Annotated in this window: 19 protein-coding genes; 15 read left to right on the forward strand and 4 right to left on the reverse strand. The window is 41.7% G+C overall.

Annotated features, from left to right (window positions below):
* Window positions 1–95: 95 nt before the first annotated feature.
* Complete coding sequence (locus H8S51_RS04025; protein WP_117920104.1) at window positions 96–533, reverse strand: GNAT family N-acetyltransferase; 438 nt, start codon at window positions 531–533, stop codon at window positions 96–98.
* Between the two features lie 1,327 nt (window positions 534–1,860).
* Here H8S51_RS04025 and aroE point away from each other — a divergent pair.
* On the forward strand, window positions 1,861–2,730 hold the full coding sequence (gene aroE, locus H8S51_RS04030; RefSeq protein ID WP_118210525.1) for a shikimate dehydrogenase: 870 nt from the start codon (window positions 1,861–1,863) through the stop codon (window positions 2,728–2,730).
* Between the two features lie 206 nt (window positions 2,731–2,936).
* On the opposite strand, the gene H8S51_RS04035 is transcribed toward aroE, so the two are convergent.
* Window positions 2,937–4,937 (reverse strand): NAD(P)/FAD-dependent oxidoreductase, encoded by a 2,001-nt coding sequence (locus H8S51_RS04035; RefSeq protein WP_118210524.1) that lies wholly within the window; start codon window positions 4,935–4,937, stop codon window positions 2,937–2,939.
* 328 nt (window positions 4,938–5,265) lie between these two features.
* Between H8S51_RS04035 and H8S51_RS04040 the strand changes: the two genes are divergently transcribed.
* Entirely contained in the window at window positions 5,266–6,147 is an 882-nt protein-coding gene (locus H8S51_RS04040; protein ID WP_186900543.1) for a LysR family transcriptional regulator, read from the forward strand.
* A gap of 450 nt (window positions 6,148–6,597) precedes the next feature.
* Here H8S51_RS04040 and H8S51_RS04045 read toward each other — a convergent pair whose 3' ends face one another.
* Window positions 6,598–7,479 carry a LysR family transcriptional regulator gene (locus H8S51_RS04045; RefSeq protein WP_186900542.1) on the reverse strand — a complete coding sequence of 294 codons (882 nt, stop codon included), beginning with the start codon at window positions 7,477–7,479 and terminating at the stop codon, window positions 6,598–6,600.
* Window positions 7,480–7,734: 255 nt separating this feature from the next.
* Here H8S51_RS04045 and H8S51_RS04050 point away from each other — a divergent pair, with 255 nt between their 5' ends.
* The 7 genes from H8S51_RS04050 to H8S51_RS04080 all read left to right on the forward strand — a co-directional run bounded on the left by H8S51_RS04050 (window position 7,735) and on the right by H8S51_RS04080 (window position 14,820).
* A complete protein-coding gene (locus H8S51_RS04050) occupies window positions 7,735–8,610 on the forward strand; it encodes a shikimate dehydrogenase (RefSeq protein ID WP_117922314.1) in 876 nt (291 codons plus the stop codon).
* Between the two features lie 70 nt (window positions 8,611–8,680).
* Window positions 8,681–9,895, forward strand: a complete 1,215-nt coding sequence (locus H8S51_RS04055; protein ID WP_186900541.1) for an MFS transporter — start codon at window positions 8,681–8,683, stop codon at window positions 9,893–9,895.
* A gap of 59 nt (window positions 9,896–9,954) precedes the next feature.
* Window positions 9,955–10,719 carry a type I 3-dehydroquinate dehydratase gene (gene aroD, locus H8S51_RS04060; protein WP_117922316.1) on the forward strand — a complete coding sequence of 255 codons (765 nt, stop codon included), beginning with the start codon at window positions 9,955–9,957 and terminating at the stop codon, window positions 10,717–10,719.
* Between the two features lie 222 nt (window positions 10,720–10,941).
* Entirely contained in the window at window positions 10,942–11,547 is a 606-nt protein-coding gene (locus tag H8S51_RS04065) for a TRAP transporter small permease (RefSeq protein ID WP_118210520.1), read from the forward strand.
* Window positions 11,548–12,837: a TRAP transporter large permease gene (locus H8S51_RS04070; RefSeq protein WP_117922318.1), complete on the forward strand. Its 1,290-nt coding sequence runs from the start codon at window positions 11,548–11,550 to the stop codon at window positions 12,835–12,837.
* 15 nt (window positions 12,838–12,852) lie between these two features.
* Complete coding sequence (locus H8S51_RS04075) at window positions 12,853–13,884, forward strand: TRAP transporter substrate-binding protein (protein WP_186900540.1); 1,032 nt, start codon at window positions 12,853–12,855, stop codon at window positions 13,882–13,884.
* A 135-nt stretch (window positions 13,885–14,019) separates the two neighbouring features.
* Window positions 14,020–14,820: a shikimate kinase gene (locus H8S51_RS04080; RefSeq protein WP_117922320.1), complete on the forward strand. Its 801-nt coding sequence runs from the start codon at window positions 14,020–14,022 to the stop codon at window positions 14,818–14,820.
* Between the two features lie 632 nt (window positions 14,821–15,452).
* Here H8S51_RS04080 and H8S51_RS04085 read toward each other — a convergent pair.
* Window positions 15,453–16,571, reverse strand: coding sequence for a DUF362 domain-containing protein (locus H8S51_RS04085; RefSeq protein ID WP_186900539.1), 1,119 nt, complete (start codon window positions 16,569–16,571; stop codon window positions 15,453–15,455).
* Between the two features lie 187 nt (window positions 16,572–16,758).
* On the opposite strand from H8S51_RS04085, the gene H8S51_RS04090 reads away from it, so the two are divergent.
* The 6 genes from H8S51_RS04090 (at window position 16,759) to H8S51_RS04115 (ending at window position 21,403) form a co-directional block, all read left to right on the forward strand.
* Entirely contained in the window at window positions 16,759–17,169 is a 411-nt protein-coding gene (locus H8S51_RS04090; protein WP_118210516.1) for a hypothetical protein, read from the forward strand.
* 17 nt (window positions 17,170–17,186) lie between these two features.
* Window positions 17,187–18,344, forward strand: coding sequence for an alanyl-tRNA editing protein (locus H8S51_RS04095; RefSeq protein ID WP_186900538.1), 1,158 nt, complete (start codon window positions 17,187–17,189; stop codon window positions 18,342–18,344).
* 105 nt (window positions 18,345–18,449) lie between these two features.
* Window positions 18,450–19,640: a serine hydrolase domain-containing protein gene (locus H8S51_RS04100; protein WP_118210537.1), complete on the forward strand. Its 1,191-nt coding sequence runs from the start codon at window positions 18,450–18,452 to the stop codon at window positions 19,638–19,640.
* Complete coding sequence (locus H8S51_RS04105; RefSeq protein WP_117922325.1) at window positions 19,637–20,233, forward strand: hypothetical protein; 597 nt, start codon at window positions 19,637–19,639, stop codon at window positions 20,231–20,233. The genes H8S51_RS04100 and H8S51_RS04105 overlap by 4 nt, the downstream gene beginning before the upstream one ends.
* A gap of 43 nt (window positions 20,234–20,276) precedes the next feature.
* On the forward strand, window positions 20,277–20,969 hold the full coding sequence (locus H8S51_RS04110; protein WP_186900537.1) for a hypothetical protein: 693 nt from the start codon (window positions 20,277–20,279) through the stop codon (window positions 20,967–20,969).
* Window positions 20,963–21,403 (forward strand): GGDEF domain-containing protein, encoded by a 441-nt coding sequence (locus H8S51_RS04115; RefSeq protein ID WP_186900536.1) that lies wholly within the window; start codon window positions 20,963–20,965, stop codon window positions 21,401–21,403. The genes H8S51_RS04110 and H8S51_RS04115 overlap by 7 nt, the downstream gene beginning before the upstream one ends.
* Window positions 21,404–21,423: the final 20 nt, after the last annotated feature.

Below are 21,423 nucleotides of genomic sequence, written 5' to 3' on the forward strand. Positions count from 1 at the left end.
ATGGACATATGAAAAAGACAGGATTATGGGTTAGCCCGTGATCCTGTCTTTTTCTCAAAGTTTCGTGTTTTTCATGATTGGTCTGTCAGAAACGATTATTTTTTCATTTCCATATAAGGTAAAAAGGAAAAACCATTTTTTTCATAGACTTTGATGGCTCTGTTATTTTCTTCCTCTACTTCCAGTCTGAGGATGGCATCCGGGTATTTTTTCCCGATATAATCAATAAATTTGCTTCCGATACCGGTTCCACGGCAGGATTCTTTGATATAAATATCCTCAATCCACATACATGGTCTGCCAAATTCTGTGGAAAAACTTTTGGCGATCATGCCATATCCCTGGATTTCGCCGGATACTTCAAAAATATATCCTTCCAGATAAGGACAGTCATTGATACAGTTTTCGATATCATTCCGGAAAATGTCGTCGGAACCGTTTGTAAAAACTGCCGGTGATGTGTAAAATACACGCATCATTTCAAGAACACTGTTTTTGTCTTTAGGTGTCATAGGTCTTATGATACTGTTCATTTTTATCCTCCATTTAAGAAAAATTTATGGTGCTATGAGTTACCCGGCAAATATTGGTTTGTGGTTGTGATGTGAGTTCCCCGGCGAAGGGTGGATTTACAGTTTTGTGAGTGGCAAATTGCATCAAGCCGGAACTCGTTTTGTTCCGTTGTACGAAAATAAGAAAGCGATTTCACTCTGATAATAATCAGAGTGAAATTAGTATGCCTGATTTATATTGTGGCGGAGTGACGTGTGCGTCTTAAATGTGCCATCCGGGCACATTAAGACTTGTGCTGCCGTCCGTGGCAGCACAACACTGTATTGTGAACAGGCATACAAAGACTTTCTAATTTTCTACCAAAGTCACAAAACGGATCCCGGCTTGATGCGATTTGCCAGCCACTAAGTTGTGAACCATCCCTTCGCCGGGGAACTCATTTTACAACTTTGGCGGGTGTAAATTTTTAGTGTTTTGTGTCTGAATCTGATAAAAAAATATTTCCAAATAACTATGTTTAATAGATTATTATTGGTTTGATAATACTGGAAAACCTCAATGTATCCCGTTATGCCTATGTTTATTGCCATACACATTTGAAAAAAATATTCTGTGTTATTTTGTCTGGCATTTTACGAAATAATTCATGTAATACAATGTAGCATATAAAAATTCTGGGAAGCCATTAGGTTGAATATTAATGATACAGCACATTAGCATTTTAAGCATATTTTCATTCAAGCGAATATCAAAAATTCGCACCTACGCCCCCAGTTTCGAGATGAACCGCCCACCCAAATGGTGTTCATAACCTGACGGCTGGCATCTTGCGCAAAGTCGAAGCTAATTTTGTGACTTTGGGAGAAAATTAGAAAAACTTGGTCTGCCTGTAGTTACACAGTGATGTTCTGCCACGGATGGCAGAACAAGGCTTCACGAGCCAAGGATGGCTCGTTGAACGCCGGTCACGTCACTCCGCCATAACCTAAATCAGGCAGACCTAGCTTTTCTTATTTTCGGACAACGGAACCAAAATTAATTCGGCTTTGCGCAAGATGCCGCTCACAGACCTGCGACACACCATTTGGACGGGCGACGCATATCACCCACAAACCATCATTTGTTGGGAAAAAGGTACACAAATTATTTTAAGAAATACATCCGGTTCTGTCAAATTGCATTTTATTCAGTGCTTTAATGCTTTAAATAAAAAAAGTACTTGATATTATCAGAAAAAGAGGATATCATGTTACTAAAATAATTTTGCGTAAGAAAACAAGGAGGAAAATCCTCTGCTCCTGTAAAGACAGTCACATTTTCCTTCGGAAAACAAGGAGGATTTTAAACATGGAAAAGCGTATTTCAGGCCACACAGGTCTTTTAGCATTGATCGGTTCACCGGTTGGTCATTCAGGATCACCGGCGATGTACAATTACAGCTTTGAGAAGCTGGGATTAGATTATGCTTATGTGGCTTTTGATATAAAGGAAGATAAAGTAAAGGATGCAATCGCTGCAATGAAGACTTTCAATATGCGTGGCTGCAATGTTACCATGCCGGATAAGGTTGAGGCTGCAAAATACATGGATGAATTGTCACCGGCAGCACAGATCATTGGTGCGGTCAATACGATCGTCAATGATAACGGAAAACTGACCGGTCATATCACAGACGGCGAAGGTTTTGTACATAATTTAAGAGATCACGGTATCGAGATCAAAGGCAAAAAGATCACGGTAGCCGGAGGTGGTGGTGCCGCAACAGCGATTCAGGTACAGTGTGCCTTAGATGGTGCGAGAGAAATCTCTATTTTCAATATCAAGGATGCATTTTTTGAGAGAACACTGCAGACTGCAGAGAAGATCAAAAAAGCAGTGCCGGAGTGTGTGGTAAATGTATATGATATTGCAGATACCGCAAAGATGACAGAGGAGATCCAGTCGAGTGATATTTTTGCAAATGCTACGATCGTTGGAATGAAGCCGATGGATGACCAGAGCGTTGTAAAAGATCTGTCTGCATTCCGTCCGGGACTTGTTGTTGCAGATGCTGTATATAACCCGGAAGAGACAAAACTTTTAAGAGAAGCAAAAGAAGCAGGATGCACCTGTGTTGGTGGAAAAGGAATGCTATTGTGGCAGGGGGTTGCTGCATTCAAACTTTACACCGGACAGGATATGCCGGTCGATGATGTGAAGAAGTTATTCTTCAGCTAAAATCTGAAGAATATTGGATGGAAAGAAGAAAGCATATATAAAATTGTGATGTATTCAGAGCAAAACTGGATATTGGATGAAAGAATATATAAAAAAACAGTCTGGGATTTTTGAAATTCCAGGCTGTTTTTATGATGAGCGGTATTTTGCCTACGATTACTATTTTATAGGAAATTATATCCTATGAATTAAAATACTCTCTGGGATTACAGATAATCATGTTTTGCAAGTACATTTAAGATATTACGTCCTTCTTCAGTACCTTCAATGATTCTTCTTGCACGTTTACTGTCACCGATATTTACGATCTCTACGTTAGTATCAGCGAAAGTCTCCTCCAACTGATCTAAGATCGGGTTGTTTGCTCTCATACCAAGGCAGATGAATCCATAATCAAATGGAATTTCCTCGATCTCACCCTGTGGGTTTTTAACGATAAAGCGATCGTTCTGAACTTCCTGCAGTGCAGTATTTGTCATTTGTTTTACATTGTATTTTGCCATCTTAGCGTTGGTATCGCATTTTGTAACCGGATCAAGACCATTTCCGATCATTGGAAGCATCTCTACCATGGTTACATCAGAACCGCGCTCGGTAAAGAATTCCATTACGTCAAGACCTACGGCACCACCACCGATGATCGCAACTTTTTTGCCATCCATTTTTTCAGGATATTCATTGATGCGGTCGATCATCTTTAATACAGTAGCAACGTTGCTGTTATCTTTGTCAACAAGGTCATGCAGACCGGTGATCGGTGGTAATGTAGGTACAGAACCTGTTGCATTTACGATGATATCCGGGTTCAAGCTCTTTACTAATTCTGGTGTAGCACTTGTATTTTTGAAGATGAATAAGTTGTGAAGTTTGCTTGCACGGTGAATCATATAGTTCGGGAAGTCAGCTAAACGTTTCTTGTCCGGAATCTTGGAGATTACGGAAGCAAGTCCGCCAAGCTCTGCTTTTTTCTCGATTAAGAAAGTGGTACATCCGACTTCGGCTGCAGTGCAGGCTGCCTCTAAACCTGCGGTACCGCCACCGATGACTACGACGTTGCAAGGTTTGTTGATCTTATGCTTCATGTAATCTTCGCCTGAGTTGACTGCCGGGTTTACAGTACAACGGATCGGCTGATTTAATCCGATACGATGTCCTGCACATCCGATATTACAGGAAATACATTTGCGGATATCACATTCTTTTCCAAACTCAACTTTGTTTACCCATTCCGGATCTGCGATCAGTCCACGACCCATTCCGATGAAATCAGCATCACCTTTTGCTAAGATATCCTCAGCAACTTTCGGATCACGGATGTTACCAACGGTCATACATGGTTTGCCATATTTTTCTTTTACAGCTTTTGCCATGTAAGAACGCCATCCGTCCGGTAAATAGTTTGCATCGATCTGGTACTGGATGGAACCATTCAGACCACAGGAAACGTCAAATACATCGACTTCTTTTTCAAAGTACTGTAAATACTCTAAGGTATCCTCTAAAGTATTTCCACCTTCTACCATCTCGTCAGCACTGATACGAACGAAGATCGGGAAGAAAGGTCCGACCTGTTTACGAACTTCCTCGATAACCAGTTTGGCAAATCTTGCACGGTTTTCCGGAGAACCGCCAAATTCGTCTGTTCTCTTATTGGTAGTAGGAGAAAGAAACTGGCTGATCAGGTAAGAGTGTCCTGCATGGATCTCAACTGCATCGAATCCACAGATCTGTGCACGTTTTGCAGCTTCACCGTATTTTTTTACAATATGCATGATCTCGTCTTTCTCTAATGGACGAGGAATCTCTCCGCCTGCTTTAGAAGGTACATCAGAAGCAGAAACCGGCTGCATTCCGATACGGGAAGACATTGCAGAAGCACCTGCATGGTTTAACTGGATAGCGATGCATGCACCGTGTTTGTGTACGTTTTCACATAATTTGAAAAGACGCGGGATATAGTTGTCTAAATCGATACGAAGCTGTGTAGTACCGTTAGAACCCTGAGGGGAATCAACACTTGCGTTTTCCACGATCAAAAGACCAGTACCGCCTTTTGCACGCTGCTCATAGTAATTAATATGAAGGAAACTCATTTCTCCGTTCTGCTCACCATAGTTTGTTCCCATTGGTGTCATAACGATTCTGTTTTTTACGGTCATACGACGGATGGTCATTGGTTCAAAAATATGAGGGTATTTGCTTTTCATGATAAAATCTCCTTTGCATTTAAATGAATAAATTGTGTAGTTGAGATTGTTGGATGGTGAAAACTGCAGCATAGCTTTTAGAATGTCAGAAAACGTGGCGCGGTAGGCGTGCAGTTTTGAGCGGGCAGATAATTGTGTTTTAGATAGTTACTTTTTTAACAATGAAAAAGTCTGTGTGCTCTTTCTGTGATTAATGTACCCCGAAATATTAAAAAAATCCAATTCGTTTTTTCGGGGAAAATGATAGATTTTCTCTATTGATTCTGCGCGGTAAGATTGTTATTCTTATAATATTGAAACAATTCGGAAGAAACCGGGGGATGGATTCATGAATTTAAGTCAGTTACAATATTTTAAGACATTGGCAAAGGAAGAACATTATACAAGGGCGGCGCAGATCTTATCGATTACACAGCCATCATTAAGTCATGCGATCGCACAGTTAGAGCAGGAACTGGGAACGAGATTGTTTGAAAAAAAAGGCAGAAATGTTGTTCTGACACGTTATGGAAAGATTTTTCTTCCATATGTGGAAGAATCCTTAAAAGTATTAGAGGAGGGGGTGCAGCGGACAAAAGAATTAAATGGAAGCAAAGAAGGTATGATACATCTTGCTTATATTTATACTTTAGGCAGTACATTTGTACCGAAAATGGTGCGGAGATTCTTAGATGCTTACCCGGATTACCATATTGAGTTTCATTTTATTGTCGGAACGACAGGAGATATTTTAGAGGGACTGAAAAATGACAGGTATGATATGGTATTTTCCTCTTATCAGGACGGGGAGCCGGATATCGAATTCCGGCAGATCGGCGATCAGAAGTTAGTGCTTGCCGTACCGAAAAACCACCCGCTTGCCATGTACGACACGGTGGATTTAAAAGATACCGTAGATTATCCACAGATCTATTTCCAGAAAGGAAGCGGACTGCGCCCGGTGATCGACCAGATGTATGAACAGATCAGCGTATTTCCAAAGATCGCCTTTGAAATAGAGGAAGATGGCAGCATGGCAGGACTTGTCGCCCAGGGATTTGGCATTGCAGTCATGCCGGATATTCCAATCTTAAAAACCCTCGACGTCAAAACCCTGACAATCACAAACCCGGAATACGAACGCCATGTCTACCTTGCCACCATGAAAAAACGCTACCTCTCCCCCGTAGCGAAATCCTTTATCCAGTTTGTCACGCAGGAGACAGAGTGAAGCGAAACTCACCAATACAGAAAACAGAGTGAAGCGAAACTCACCAATACAGAAAACAGAGTGAAGCGAAACTCACCGATACAGAAAACAGAGTGAAGCGAAACTCACCGATACAGAAAACAGAGTGAAGCGAAACTCATCGATACAGAAAACAGAGTGAAGCGAAACTCATCAATACAGTAAAGTCAGTTGTGAGGCGGGACCCCATTTATAAGAAGGTGCTCTGGAGTCGCCGGTACTTAGCGACCGTATTCTGGTCGCTTAGTACCGCTGCGAGCGACAGGCAGCGTAAGCGTGCCTTCGTTAAATGGGTTCCCGCCTCACAATATTCACAGCCTGCAATGAGTTTCGCGTAAGCTGACAGCCGCATTATCAATGGAATGAGTTTCGGGCAAGCTGACAGCCGCATTATCAATGGAATGAGTTTCGGGCAAGCTGACAGCTGCATTATCAATGGTATGATTTCCGTACAAACTGGATAAACCTCTGCACAGCCGGCAGTTGATATTTTCCACGCATATATCCCATATATACCGTGTGTGAAAAAGTTTCCTGTGAAATGAGCGGCCTGATGCAGATATCATCCCTGTGAATCGTATCAACATCGGCAACGAGAGCAATCCCAAAGTTTTTTGCCACAAGTGAGGCAATTCCGTTTTCATCCGGAGACTCGCAGATAAAATTCGGGATCACATCGTGGTCTTTAAAAAAGTTACGTGTGTATTTGCCAAGACCGGAATGTCTTGCGTATCCAAGCACCGGGTATTTTTCGAAATCCCCGGCTTCAATTTCAGCTTTTTTACCGAGAGGATGTCCTATGGGAAGGATTGCCACAAGGTCCTGCTTTATAATAGGTATAAACTCAATATTTGGTTCATTCGCAGAGTAGGAACCAAAGATCAGATCATAAGAACCTTTCTTCAAACCTTCTATATTCATGGAAGTAATATCCTGAAAAAAATGAAACGTAATATTTTTATTCTGCTCTAAGGAAAGAAAAGCGCGTACCGTATTTGGAATAAATTCACGGGCAAGCGGGGAAACATAAGCAATATCAATATGTCCACCGTTTGTTGCAATCTGCTGCATTTTATTTGAGGCGCGTGTAACATCATCTAAAATCTGCGTGACATGCTCTAAAAAAATCTCCCCGGCTTTTGTGAGCGTGACATTTCGCCCGCGTTTTTCAAAAAGTGTGACACCAAGTTCATTTTCTAAAGCAGCAATGGAACGGCTTAAACTTGGTTCTGAAATATTCATTTTTTCTGCTGCCTGGTTGAAGTGCTGAAGGACGGCTGCTTGGTAAAAATAACTCAATTGATTAAGTGTCATGTATAGATCTCCTTATAAATGATAGATAATATCTATCGATTACAAAATAAAACCATTGTTTTTGTACACATTATATCATGATTAGTACATTAAAACTATTAAAAAAGCATGAAATTGGCATTGGATGTATTGAAAAAAGCGTTGTATAATAATTACATCAGAGGTTGTTAAGTTTTTAACAAAGCGGGCAGGTAATGTTAAAAACATGAAACTAAATAAGAAAATCAAACAAAAAAGAAAAAGGAGAACACTACTATGGCAGAGAGAATCACAGGTCACACAGAGCTTATCGGATTAATGGCTTACCCAATCAGACATTCAAGTTCACCGGCAATGCACAATGAGGCATTTGCATATTTAGGACTTGACTATGCTTACCTTGCATTCGAGGTTGACAACAGTACCTTAGAGGATGCGATCAAAGGTCTTCGCGCATTAAAGATGGTTGGTTCTAACGTATCTATGCCAAACAAAACAGTTGTTGGTCAGTATCTTGATAAATTATCACCGGCTGCAGAGCTTTGCGGAGCTGTAAATACGATCGTTAATGACAACGGTGTATTAACAGGACATATCACAGATGGTATCGGATTTATGCAGGCATTAAAAGACAACGACATTGACGTGATCGGAAAGAAAATGACCATCGCAGGTGCCGGCGGAGCTGCAACAGCAATCGAGATCCAGGCTGCATTAGATGGCGTAAAAGAAATCTCTATCTTCAATATTCATGATAAATTCTGGGAGAACGCAGAGGCAACTGTTAAGAAGATCAATGAGAGAACAAACTGCAAAGCTACTCTTTATGATTTAGACGACAAAGAGAAATTAAGAGAAGAGATGGCAGATTCTTACATCTTCGTAAACGGAACAGGTGTTGGTATGAAACCGTTAGAGGGAATGTCCGTTGTTCCTGATAAATCTTTCTTCCGTCCGGAACTGATCGTTGTAGACGTACCTTATTCTCCACTTGAGACAAAGATGCGTTCCATGGCAAAAGAAGTTGGATGTAAGACAATGAACGGTCTTGGCATGATGTTATTCCAGGGAGCAGCAGCATTTAAACTCTGGACTGGAAAAGATATGCCGATCGAGCACATGAAAGAAGTATTAAACATCAAATACGAATAAAATCCCCCAGTCACATGCGGCGGTATGAAAAAATGCCGCTGCATCACAACTCAAATTGAGGAGAAAATCAATGAATAAAAAATATTTACCGAGCGCACTGATTCTTTATTTAAATTATTTTATCCATGGTGTCGGATGTTCTATTTTAGGACAGGCAGTGATCAAGGAAGCTCTTGCTGCATCCTGGGGTGTGGAAGCTATGGCAATCACAGCTATTTCTGCCGCACTTGGACTGGGAAGACTGATCGCACTTCCATTTGCAGGTCCTCTTTCTGATAAGTTAGGACGTCGTATCTCTACTGCAATCGGAAGCGGTTCTTATGCAGTATATCTGATCGGTCTTGCGCTTGCATTTAATGCAGGAACAAATGGTGGATATCAGATCGCATATATCTGTGCCATCATCGGAGGTATTGCCAACTCTTTCCTTGATACCGGAATTTACCCGGCTGTAGGTGAGATCATTTATAAAGCACCGGGTGTTGCAACGATGGGAATTAAATTTTTCATTGCAATCGCACAGATGATCCTGCCATTCGTACTTGGCGTAACGGTAGCAACAACAGCAGCAGGTCTTACATCTTATAACATATTATTCTTTGGATGTGGTATCATTTATATTGTATTATTAGTATTAGTAATGCTTTTCCCTCTTCCGGATGCGGATCAGAAGGCAGCGGGAGAAAAAGAAGGACTGATCGCCAGCTTAAAACATACACATTTTTCCATCGAGTCTGTTGCAATGATCCTGATCGGTTTTACCTGTACCGGTACATTCCAGCTCTGGTTAAACTGTGCGCAGAACTTTGCAAAAGAGAATGTGGGCTGGACAGATCCTTCCATCATGCAGACTTACTATTCCGCAGGAACAATGCTTGCACTTATCGTAACAGCATTATTAACAAGAAAAATTAAAGATGTCAGATTTATTGTGATCTATCCGGTAATCTGTCTTGCTACATTAATTGTTGTATTAGTTGGAAAGAGCCAGCCTCTTATGATCGCAGGTGCATTCCTGATCGGCTGGGCAGGCGCAGGCGGACTGCTTCAGATCGCTACATCAGTCTGCAACATGCTTTTCCCGAAAATCAAGGGAACGGTAACGGCACTTGTTATGATCGCTTCCTCACTGTGTAATTATACGATCCTGACAGCAGCATCAAAGATGCAGCCTTCACAGGTTATGGTTATGAATATCGTATTAACAGCAGTAGGTGTATTACTTGGATTATTTGTAAATCTTCGTTATACAAGTATGGTTGTGCAGGCAAAAGCAGATAATTAAAAAAGATTCGTGTGAAGAATCATATAAGAGATTTTTACACACAGGAATGGAGGATTCATATGAGCAACTATGTAGAAGTCCGCGGTGTCAGAATCGGTGAAGGCGTGCCGAAGATCTGTGTACCGATTGTTGGTAAAACAAAAGAAGAGATTCTTGCAGCAGCAAAATCTTTTGCAGATGTAAAAATGGATGTTGTTGAGTGGCGTGTTGACTGGTTTGACGGTGTGTTTGATTTTGCACAGGTCGAGGACGTATTAAAAGATCTTCGTCCGGCACTTGGCAATACACCGATCCTGTTCACTTTCCGTACCTCTAAAGAGGGTGGCGAGAAAGCGATCGAGCCAGATGTTTATGTAGAATTAAATAAAAAAGCAGCAGCAACAGGGCTGGTTGATCTGGTTGATGTGGAGGCTTTCACAGGTGATTCTTATGTGAAAGAGATCATTAAAGCTGCACATGAAGCTGGTGTGGCAGTTGTTGCTTCCAATCATGACTTTGACAAGACACCGGATAAAGATGATATCGTAGGACGTCTCCGCAAAATGCAGGATTTAGACGCAGATATTCCGAAGATCGCAGTAATGCCGCAGAATAAAAAAGATGTTTTAACACTTCTTGCAGCAACAGAAGAGATGGTATCTGAATATGCAGACAGACCGATCATCACCATGTCTATGGCAGGAACTGGTCTGATCAGCCGTCTCTGTGGTGAAGTATTCGGTTCTGCACTGACTTTTGGAGCAGTTGGAAAAGCATCTGCACCGGGCCAGATGAATGCAGCAGACTTAAATACAATTTTAAATCTGATTCATGAGAGTATGTAAGAATAGCCATAAAAATGGATGTCCCGTACCGAGACAATTCTCATAAGAAAACAAAACCGGATGTCGAATGGAGTTTTTTGACATCCGGTTTTTGTTAGAATTGCATTAAAAAAACAGAGAAATCTGATAAGATATAATAATAAGTATAAAATCGTTTATTACAAATGAATGATTTTGTATATTGATAAAGAGAAGTTATACGAAGGAAGGAGAAAAGGCTGCATGAAAAAATTTATTCATGTCATAGACGAAAGTCTTGAAGAAATTCTGATGGTTCTCATGTTAGCGGCTATGACGCTGATCATGGGATGTCAGGTATTTTCCAGATATATTCTTGGAGTATCGCTTTCGTGGTCAGAGGAGATCACAAGATATCTGTTTATATGGTCTGCATTTTTAAGTGTGAGTCTCTGTACCAGAAAATGCATTTCTATCAAGGTGGATCAGTTTATCAAAATGTTCCCAAAACGTGGAAAAACTATTTTTAAAATCACAAATCTGACCGTAGAATTTGTATTTTTTGTTTATCTGATACCGTTCTCCTTCCTGTATTTAAAGGCAACGATCGAGAGTGGACAGGTCAGCCCGGCATGTGGACTGCCAATGTATTATGTACAGTCGGCTCCATTTTTCTGCTTTATTCTGACCGCATTCCGTATCGTGCAGCGCTGGTTTGGTGAGTGGCGTATTTTGCTTGGAAAAGAAAAGAAGCCATTAGAAGAGGGTAATATCGCGTCCGTGATCGAGGAAGCAGTGATTGAGGCTCCGGAACAGCCGGATCATGTAAATACAGATGATTCACATTCTGCAGTGGGAAAGGAGAAATAGATGTCAGCAGTTGTTGTTTTTATTATTTTTGCCATATGTCTTATCATTGCAATTCCGATCTCTATTTCACTTGGAATTGTAGCTGTACTGCCGGGAGCATTTGATGCTTCTTTTACGGCAAGTGCAGGATATGTCATCCGTTCCATGGTCGGAGGAATTGACAGTTTCCCGTTACTTGCAGTGCCGATGTTTGTGCTTGCGGGAATCCTCATGGCACACGGCAAGATTTCAGAAAAATTATTTGATGTATTTGTATATTTCCTTGGAAATAAAAGAGCGGGGATTCCATGTGCAGTGATTATTACCTGTCTGTTTTATGGTGCAATCTCAGGATCAGCCCCGGCGACGGTTGCGGCAGTCGGCAGTATGACGATCCCGCTTCTGATCGAGCTTGGTTATGAGAAAGATTTTTCCACGGCGATCGTTGCTGTGGCAGGCGGTCTGGGAGTTATCATCCCGCCGAGTATTCCATTTATCATGTATGCGATGGCGACGGGTGAATCAGTCAGTGATCTGTTTTTAGCAGGAATCGTACCTGGAATGATGATCAGTGCACTGCTGATCTTTTATGCATATTATTACTGCCGCCATCATGGAGAAGACAGAGAAAAGATCCAGGCAAAAATGAATCAGCTCAAAGAAAAAGGTTTCTTCAATATTTTAAAAGAGAGCATCTGGGCACTGCTCAGTCCGGTGATCGTACTTGGCTGTATTTATACCGGTGTGGCATCACCGACAGAGGCGGCTGTCATTTCTGTATTTTATTCTTTATTTGTCAGTCTGTTTATTTATAAGTCCATTAAAGTAAAACAGATCTGGGGCATTATGGTGGAGGCGATGAAGACCTATGCACCGATCTTATTTATCCTTGCAACATCGACGGCATTTTCGCGTGTACTTACGCTGATGCAGGTTCCGCAGGATGTCAGCGCATGGATCATGACACATTTTTCAAATGAGATCGTACTGCTTCTTGTGATCAATGTGGTACTCTTGATCGTTGGTATGGTCATGGATACGACTCCGGCGATTCTGATCTTAAGCCCGATCTTACTGCCGATCGTGCAGCATGTTGGAATGAATCCGATCCACTTTGGTGTCATGATGATCGTAAACCTTGCAGTTGGATTTGTTACACCTCCGGTCGGTGTCAATCTGTTTGTGGCAAGTTCGCTTACGAATGTGCCGATGATGCAGATCGCAAAAAAAGCAATGCCAATGATCGGATATTTCCTGCTTGCACTGCTTTTGATCGCATTTATTCCGGCAATCAGTCTTTGTCTGCTTTAAAAGGAGGGCAAATAATTGAAAAAATATAAGGAAAAAATAGTGTGCGGAGTGCTTGCAGGTACGGTACTTTTGATGAGCGGCTGCGGAAATAAAGACGCACAGGATCAGGTGAGAGTACAACGGTATGCATGGCCGCTTGGAAGTTCGAGTCCGGAGGATACAGTCACACAGATCTATGCGGAGAAATTTGCTGAGGAAGTGGAACGCTTAAGTGATGGAACTATGCTGATTTCTGTTTATCCAAACAGTGTACTTGGCGGAGACAGGGAATTATTAGAATCCTGTAAAGAAGGGGATATTCCTTTTGTGGTGCAGAACACGGCACCGCAGGTAACTTTTATGCCAGATGTTGCAGTATTTGATATGCCGGCAGTGTTTGAAACCATCGATGAAGTGCGGGAACATGTGGATAACCCTGATTTCCTTTCCATGATGCAGCAGGTATATGGAGATGCAGGATATGTTCTTTTGGGATATGCCGATCAGGGATTCCGTGTCATGACGACAAATTGTAATGTACAGTCTATTTCTGATTTTAAGGGACAGAAGATCCGTACCATGGAAAACTCCTATCATATGGCTTACTGGAAAGCGCTTGGTGCAAGTCCGACACCGATGACATTTTCAGAGGTTTATATCGGGTTGCAGCAGGGAACCATTGATGCGCAGGAAAATCCATACGAGGTTATTGTTTCTAATAAGTTGTATGAACAGCAGGACTATGTTGTTGAGACAAACCATCTGCCACACCTGATCTCACTGATCGTCAGTGATGAGTTTTTTGAGGGTTTAACAGATGAACAGCAGGAGATTATCCGGGAAGCTGCGGAGACGGCAAAAGAATATGCCAGAGAGCAGTCGGATGAGCGTATCGCATCCCGTATCCAGACAATTGAAGAGAGCGGTACAAAGATCATTTCACTGAGTGATGAGATGTATAGCCAGATCCGGGAACTTTGTAAACCTGTGTATGAGTCGATTGAAAACAATGTTTCTGAAGATCTGATTGATGCATATCTTGGTGATATGAAAGATGTGGCTGAATAAAAAGCTGTAAAAAATGATATCATCCACTTTAAAACATAAATACTTTAAAGCGTTAAAATATTTTGCTTGCGGAATGCAAGGTATCTTGTTATAATGCTTTTTATAGAATAAAGAGGAAAGTGCAGGTAAATTATAATGGATAAGATAGAAGCAATCCGTGATAAAATTGGAGAATGTGATGATATTATCATCGAACAGCTTGCGGTTCGAATGTCATATATACAGGAAATCATTTCTTATAAGAAAGCAACCGGTATTCCAATCTTACAGCCGGAACAGGAGAAGAAACAGACCGATGCATTAAAGAACAAACTCGGTGACAATGAGTTCGAGGAAGAGATCCTTGATATTTTCAAATATATCATGAAAAACAGCCGCCGTATCCAGGCAAAGAGCCTGTTTGATTACAATATTTTCCTGATCGGATTCATGGGAGCAGGAAAGAGTACGATCGCCGGTGAGCTGAAAGATAAACTTGAAATGGATCGTGTGGAGATGGATCAGATGATCGTAGAAAAACAGGGTATGTCCATTTCTGAGATCTTTGATGAATACGGTGAGGCATATTTCCGTAACTTAGAGAGTAATACTTTAATCGAAATGCAGAAGAGAAAACAGACGATCGTTTCCTGCGGTGGTGGTGTTGTCATGAGAGAAGAGAATACCGATCACATGAAAAAGAATGGACGTGTCGTACTTCTGACTGCAAAACCTGAGACGATCTATGAGCGTGTCAAAGACAGTGATGAACGCCCGATCCTGAACAATAACATGAATGTTGAGTTTATCAGCAGCCTGATGGACAAACGAAAAGACCGTTATGAGGCTGTTGCAGATATTACAGTTGCCACTGATGGAAAAAATGTCACGCAGATCTGTGAGGAGATCATTTCCAAACTGATCGCGTTGGATAATGCAAAAGAGTCAGAAGTATAAGTTTGATTTATGATATGATGAAAAAAGCTATCGCATAAATTGCGGTAGCTTTTTTCGGGTATTATGATGTGATTGGGTTAAATATGATGGGAGCTGCGTGATAAATGATGGTTCGGGTGTGATTTGAGTTCCCCGGCGAAGGGGCGCAGTTTTGTGAGTGGCAAATTGCATCAAGCCGGGACTGTTTTGTTTCGTTGTCCGAAAATAAGGCAAGCTAAGTCAGCCTGATTTAGTGTTTCTCGGAGTGACGTGTGCGTCTTAAACGCCCCGTCCAGGGGCATTAAGACTTGTGCTGCCATCCGTGGCAGCACAACACTGTATCGTGAACAGGCAGACTAAGATTGCCTAATTTTCTCCCAAAGTCACAAAACGAATCCCGGCTTGATGCAATTTGCCAGCCGCTAAGTTGTGAACCACCCTTCGCCGGGGAACTCATTTTACACCCTTGGCGGTACGTAAATTTTTATGGTGTTCATTTCAAAACTGTCGAAATAAACAAATTGTGGTGATTATGGAAAAATTTAAAATATTTCGTATTATTGGTTTGGCAGTCTGTGAAATGATTCGTGTAATGCAATGTGGCAGATAAAAATTCTGGCAGGTCATTAGGCTGAATATCAATTTCAAATGCACTAAAGCGTAATCAGCTTATACTGGTCACTTCCCAGTCCGATCTTCACTGCATGAGAAATGCAGCTTCTCCACTCCGTATCCGGATGTGTCATATGGAAATGATCGTGATCTTTCTCATTGCCATGAACTTTTATATTTTCACCAAGGACACTGTTTTCCACCGGAGTCATCTGGTTGCACAGATCAGCACAGGCAACGTCAAGTGCGACCGGATCGAAAGATGCTAACATACCGACATTTGGAATGATCGGAATATCGTTTTCTGCATGACAGTCACAATTGGGTGAAACGTCGCAGATCAGTGAAACATGGAAACACGGACGGTCTTTGCAGACAGCTAAACTGTATTCTGCCATCTTATAGTTGAGCATGGCGATGGAATCATTGTAATCAGCAGCGATCGCATCCTTCGGACATACAGCTAAGCAGCGCCCGCATCCGACACATTTATCATGATCGATTGATGCTTTATGATCTTTAAACTGTGGTGCACCGTGCGCACAGATCCGGCTGCAGGCACCACATCCGACACATAAGGACTGGTCTACACTTGGTTTGCCATCGCAGTGCTGCTCCATTTTTCCAGCTCTTGAACCACATCCCATGCCGATGTTTTTGAGTGCACCGCCAAAACCTGCCATCTCGTGACCTTTGAAATGCGTCAGGGAAATAAAAACATCTGCATCCATGATAGCATGTCCGATCTTTGCTTCTTTGACATATTCACCGTCGATCGGAACGATCGTCTCATCCGTACCTTTTAAGCCGTCACCGATGATGACATGGCATCCGGTCTGGTAAGGGGAAAATCCATTGACATAAGCTGTCTCAAGATGGTCTAAGGCATTTTTACGGCTGCCGACATATAAAGTATTGCAGTCAGTGAGGAAAGGTTTTCCACCTAGTTCCTTGACATAATCGGCAACGACTCTGGCATAATTCGGACGAAGAAATGCAAGATTGCCATATTCACCGAAATGTATTTTGATCGCTGCGTATTTGTCAGTAAAATCGATCGTTTCAAAACCGGCTGTTTTCATAAGACGGTGTAATTTCTGGAGCAGATTTTCATGCTCTGTTGCTTTAAAAGATGTAAAATAAACGTTTGATGCTTCCATACTGTGTGCCTCCTGTACGTTTCATATAAGGGGAGTGCCCGCTCCCGGATATATGATATTTATTATCTATAATTATATAAGAAAAATATAGAAATGTCAGTAGAAAAAATGTCAGATTATGCTATACTAAAGTACAGAATGTTACTGTTTACCCGAAGTGCAGAGTAAGAAAACGGAGGAAAATCCGATGAAACAGCAGAGCAAACCAAAGAAAAGCAAAAAAGAAAACAATCATATGCCGGGCGATTGGTTATATTTTGCACCTGAAAATGTGACAGTACGTCATATTTTTGATGTGCTTACAAATGCAAATGATGATACAATAACAGCATCTTATGAGGTAGAGATCTGGGAGGATGCTGGTGTATTGGAAGTAGGATTAAGTGATGGAGCAACGCTTGATATTGAACAGACAGAGATTCCGGCAAAAGATGAGATCACAGCGGCATTTGCGAAAGAACATGGATGTGAGTGTGTATTTCTTGTTACCATAAAACCGGAAGAATTTGATATCGCAAAGAATGCAATGCAAAAGATCGTGGCTTCTTTAGGCGGACTTTTCTGCGGAGACACCGAGGATTTTACACCAGTATTGTAGTAGAAAAGAGGAAGAATATGACAGAAAAATTATACGATCAGGATGCATATGCAGTAGAGTTCGATGCAAAAGTTTTATCCTGTGAGGCATATCATGATAAAGATGAGAGTGGTTACCATGTTGTATTGGACAGGACACTTTTCTTCCCGGAAGAAGGCGGTCAGAGTCCTGATAAAGGAACGATAAACGGCATAGAGGTGACTGATGTACAGATCAAAAAAGATGTGGTCACACACAGTTTAAAAGAACCGCTTGCTGTTGGTGAAAATGTACATGGAAAGATTGACTGGACACATCGTTTTAACAATATGCAGCAGCATTCCGGTGAGCATATATTTTCCGGGATCGTACACAGCAGATTTGGATATGACAATGTCGGATTTCATTTAAGCGACAATATAGTTACAATGGATTTTAATGGTGTCCTGACCGCAGATGAGGTCAAAGAGATAGAGACGGCAGTCAATGATGTGATCGTAAAAAATCTCCCTGTGGAAATTACTTATCCGGCAAAAGAAGAACTTGCAGCACTTGATTACCGCAGTAAGATCGAGATCGAGGGACAGGTGCGTATCGTGACGATCCCCGGCGTGGACGTCTGTGCCTGCTGTGCACCGCATGTAAAGCGTACAGGTGAGATCGGAACACTCAATGTACAGAGCCTTTCTAATTATAAAGGTGGTGTCAGAATCAGTATTTTAAGCGGTTTTCGTGCCTTAGAGGAGGAACAGAAAAAATCACAGATCATTTCAGCAATTTCCGGTACACTTTCTGCGAATCAGGAGCTGCTTCCACAGCTTGTGGAAAAATTAAAACAGTCCAACCAGGATCTGAAATACAAACTGGCACAGGCAAAGCAGAAACTCATTGATCAGAAGATCAAAGAGATTCCAGCAGAACAGGAAAATGTGCTTTTGTTTGAGACAGATCTTGATACACCGGTCATGCGTAATGCCATCAATGGGCTTGTGGAAGCACATGACGGGATCTGCGGTATTTTTGTGGAAAAAGAAGACGGTGGTTATAATTTTATCATCGGAAGTAAAACAAAGGACTGCAGGGAGATTGCCGCCCTGCTCCGCGAAAAAACCGGTGCACGAGGTGGCGGAAGTGCGGCAATGATTCAGGGATCTGTCACTGCAGATGAGAAAGTGTTAAGGGAAATATTGATCTGATGTGTATACAGTATGTGTGAATGGCAGCGGTTGTCAGTGCGTTAACAGCACGATATGATTTATCGGATTTTTTACAGCAGTATGTGTGGAAATGGGGAAACTTCAATGGAATTAAGTCAGAAACTGGAACAACTGATTGAAAAATCAGTAGAAAAAAAGGAGATTGCCGGAGCGAATATTCTGGTCATACAGGATGGAAAGGAAAAGGCATTTGCAGCAGGCGGACATGCAGACATTAAAGCAGGCAGAAAATATGAGCGTGATACCATAGTACGGCTTTATTCCATGTCAAAACCGGTTACATCTGCTGCTGCCATGCTTTTAATGGAGCGGGGGCTTCTTGATCCGGGAGCTTTTGTGGAAGAATTTCTGCCGGGATTTCACAATGCGATCGTTGCAGAAGGAGGAAAACTGGTTTCGGCGGAGAAACCGGTCAGAATCTGTGATCTGCTCAATATGACATCAGGTCTGATGTATGGTGGAGATATCACGAGCGTCTGTTCCATGGAGACGGAAAAACTTTTTGACCGTATCAAAGAACATTTATATCTGGAAGATGCGCTGACTACGCAGGAGATTGCAAACCGTCTTGGTCTGATACCGCTTCAGTTCCAGCCGGGAGAAAGTTTTCAGTATGGTACATCTGCAGATGTACTTGGAGCAGTCATTGAAGTGATCAGTGGAAAGTCTTTTGGAGAATTTTTAAAAGAAGAATTTTTTGAGCCGCTTGGCATGAAAGACACTGCATTTTATGTGCCGCAGGAGAAACAGAACCGTCTTGCAAAAGTGTACCAGAGGACGGAAGATGGACTAAAACTTTATACGGAAGATCATCTTGGTATCATGAATGCAATGAAACAGGAACCGGCATTTGAATCGGGTGGCGCAGGACTGGTTTCAACGTTAGATGATTATGCGAAGTTTGCGTCAATGTTAATGCAGGATGGCTCTTATCAGGGAAAACAGATATTAAAAACGCAGACAGTACGATATATGACAAATGGATCATTAATGCCTTGGCAGCAGGAAGTATTAGATCAGTGCTGGGAGGGGATTCGCGGATATACCTATGCCAATTTATTGAGAATCCAGAAAGACCCTGGAAAATCCCCACTGTTTACTTCAATAGGAGAATATGGCTGGGATGGATGGCTTGGGGCATATTTCTGCAACAGCCCAAAAGACGGTCTTACGATGCTGCTTACCATGCAGCTTAAGGATGCGGGAACGACATCATTGACAAGACGTTTAAAGAATGTGATCTGGAGTGAACTTTGCGGAGGAAGACAGAAATGAATTTTGACTTTATGATGGAATGTGAGATAAAAGATCCGAAAATCAAGACTGCGTACGATGAAATTTACAAAGAGCTTGTGGAAGCAGAAAAGCACTACTGGAAGGAACCACAGCAGAGCGGGATTTTGTTCCGTAAAACGGCAGAGCGGATATGCCGCTTTTATAATGATTATTACGAGATCGGATTTTCGGAAGGTACACTGTTAGAAGAGTTTTTATGTTATACCGACAAAGAAGAGCATAATGTTTTAGTGAGCCGTTTTTTCAGCACTGTCAAGGATCAGAGGGATCGTCTGAATAAATTAAGAGTGCTTGGAGATGACTGTATCTGGGGGGAAGAAGGACCGGACCGTGGAATGGAATTTTGTGACCGCATGGCACAGGATGCAGAGAAAATGGCAGATGCGATGATGGAAGTCATTAAAGACATGTGCAGGCATTTTAATGGCAGAACAGATGTAGATGACAGATTTTTTTTCGTTGACTGGGTACCGGATTATTCAGAAGAAGAAAGATTTCCCAAAAAAGAAGAAGAAAAAAAGAGCAGGCCTTCTATTTTTTCAAGATTTTTTTGTGGAAAAAGCAGTACATAAAGAGGACATGATTTGAAGAATAAGATAAAAAACAGGATATCGAATGCGTATTGTATTTTCTACGCAGGAAATAAGTGATACAGGGTATTGTGTGCGTTTTTTTACATCGCATATGGCTGTCTGGGTATATGCGGATGACAAGCTGATCTATTCGGTGGAACAGTTACACTCGTTTTTTGGTAATTCGCCGGGAGTGATATGGAATTTTGTGGATGTACCGTCAGAGACAGAACAACTTACTGTAATCGTCCGGGCAGCATATCCGCAGGTCCGTCAGAAAAAGATTGATTTTTATGCCGGGGATACCGGACGGATGTATAAATATTTGTTATACAGTTCAGGAGCCGAGGTTATTGTCAGCCTGCTCGAAATTATGGTGGGTGTTGTTTTAATCGGATACTGGCTGATGGCGCATAAAAGAGTTCCAATCGAACGTGATATTTCATATTTTGGTGTCTTTGCGTTATTGACGGGGATATGGTCTTTTAATGAAACAAAGATGGCAACGATCCTGATTCCAAGCCGGACGGCATGTGCATTTGTTTCGGCAGTTTCACTGATGTTGATGATACCGCCGTTTGTTCAGTTTATGAAGTGTTTCTGGAAAATAAAAGACAGATGGATTTCAGAGACGATCTGTGTCATGGCATATCTTAATTTTGTTATTCAGATGCTGCTTCAACTGACAGGAATCCTGGGATTAAGACAGATATCATTGGAAGATTTGGTGTGCTGACCGGTCTGTATAACCGTAATTCTTATGATGAATGGGTAAAAGAAAAACAACAGGCAGATGGAACACTGATCGTGACATTTGACCTGAATAATTTAAAACACTGCAATGATACGATGGGGCATGCGATGGGTGATTCTTATATCAAAAATGCTGCTGAGATCATTTCGCGTGTATTTGGCAGCCATGGAAGATGTTACCGCATTGGTGGTGATGAGTTCTGCACTGTCATTCAAAACAGGGGTGGTTTTGATCTGGAAGAAAGACTGAAAGAACTTGAATTGGAACAGCAGGAGTTTAATCAGAGCCATACGATTCCAAAGATACAGATTGCCTATGGTTTTGCCGGATTTGATGCAGAGAAGGATATGGATTTCGAAGCGGCGAGATCCCGTGCAGATGTTAAAATGTATGAAAAGAAAAGAAAAGAGCATTAAAAGGGGGCAGATAATGTTCC

Source organism: Roseburia rectibacter (genome assembly GCF_014287515.2).
In the GTDB taxonomy this organism is placed as follows: domain Bacteria; phylum Bacillota; class Clostridia; order Lachnospirales; family Lachnospiraceae; genus Roseburia; species Roseburia rectibacter.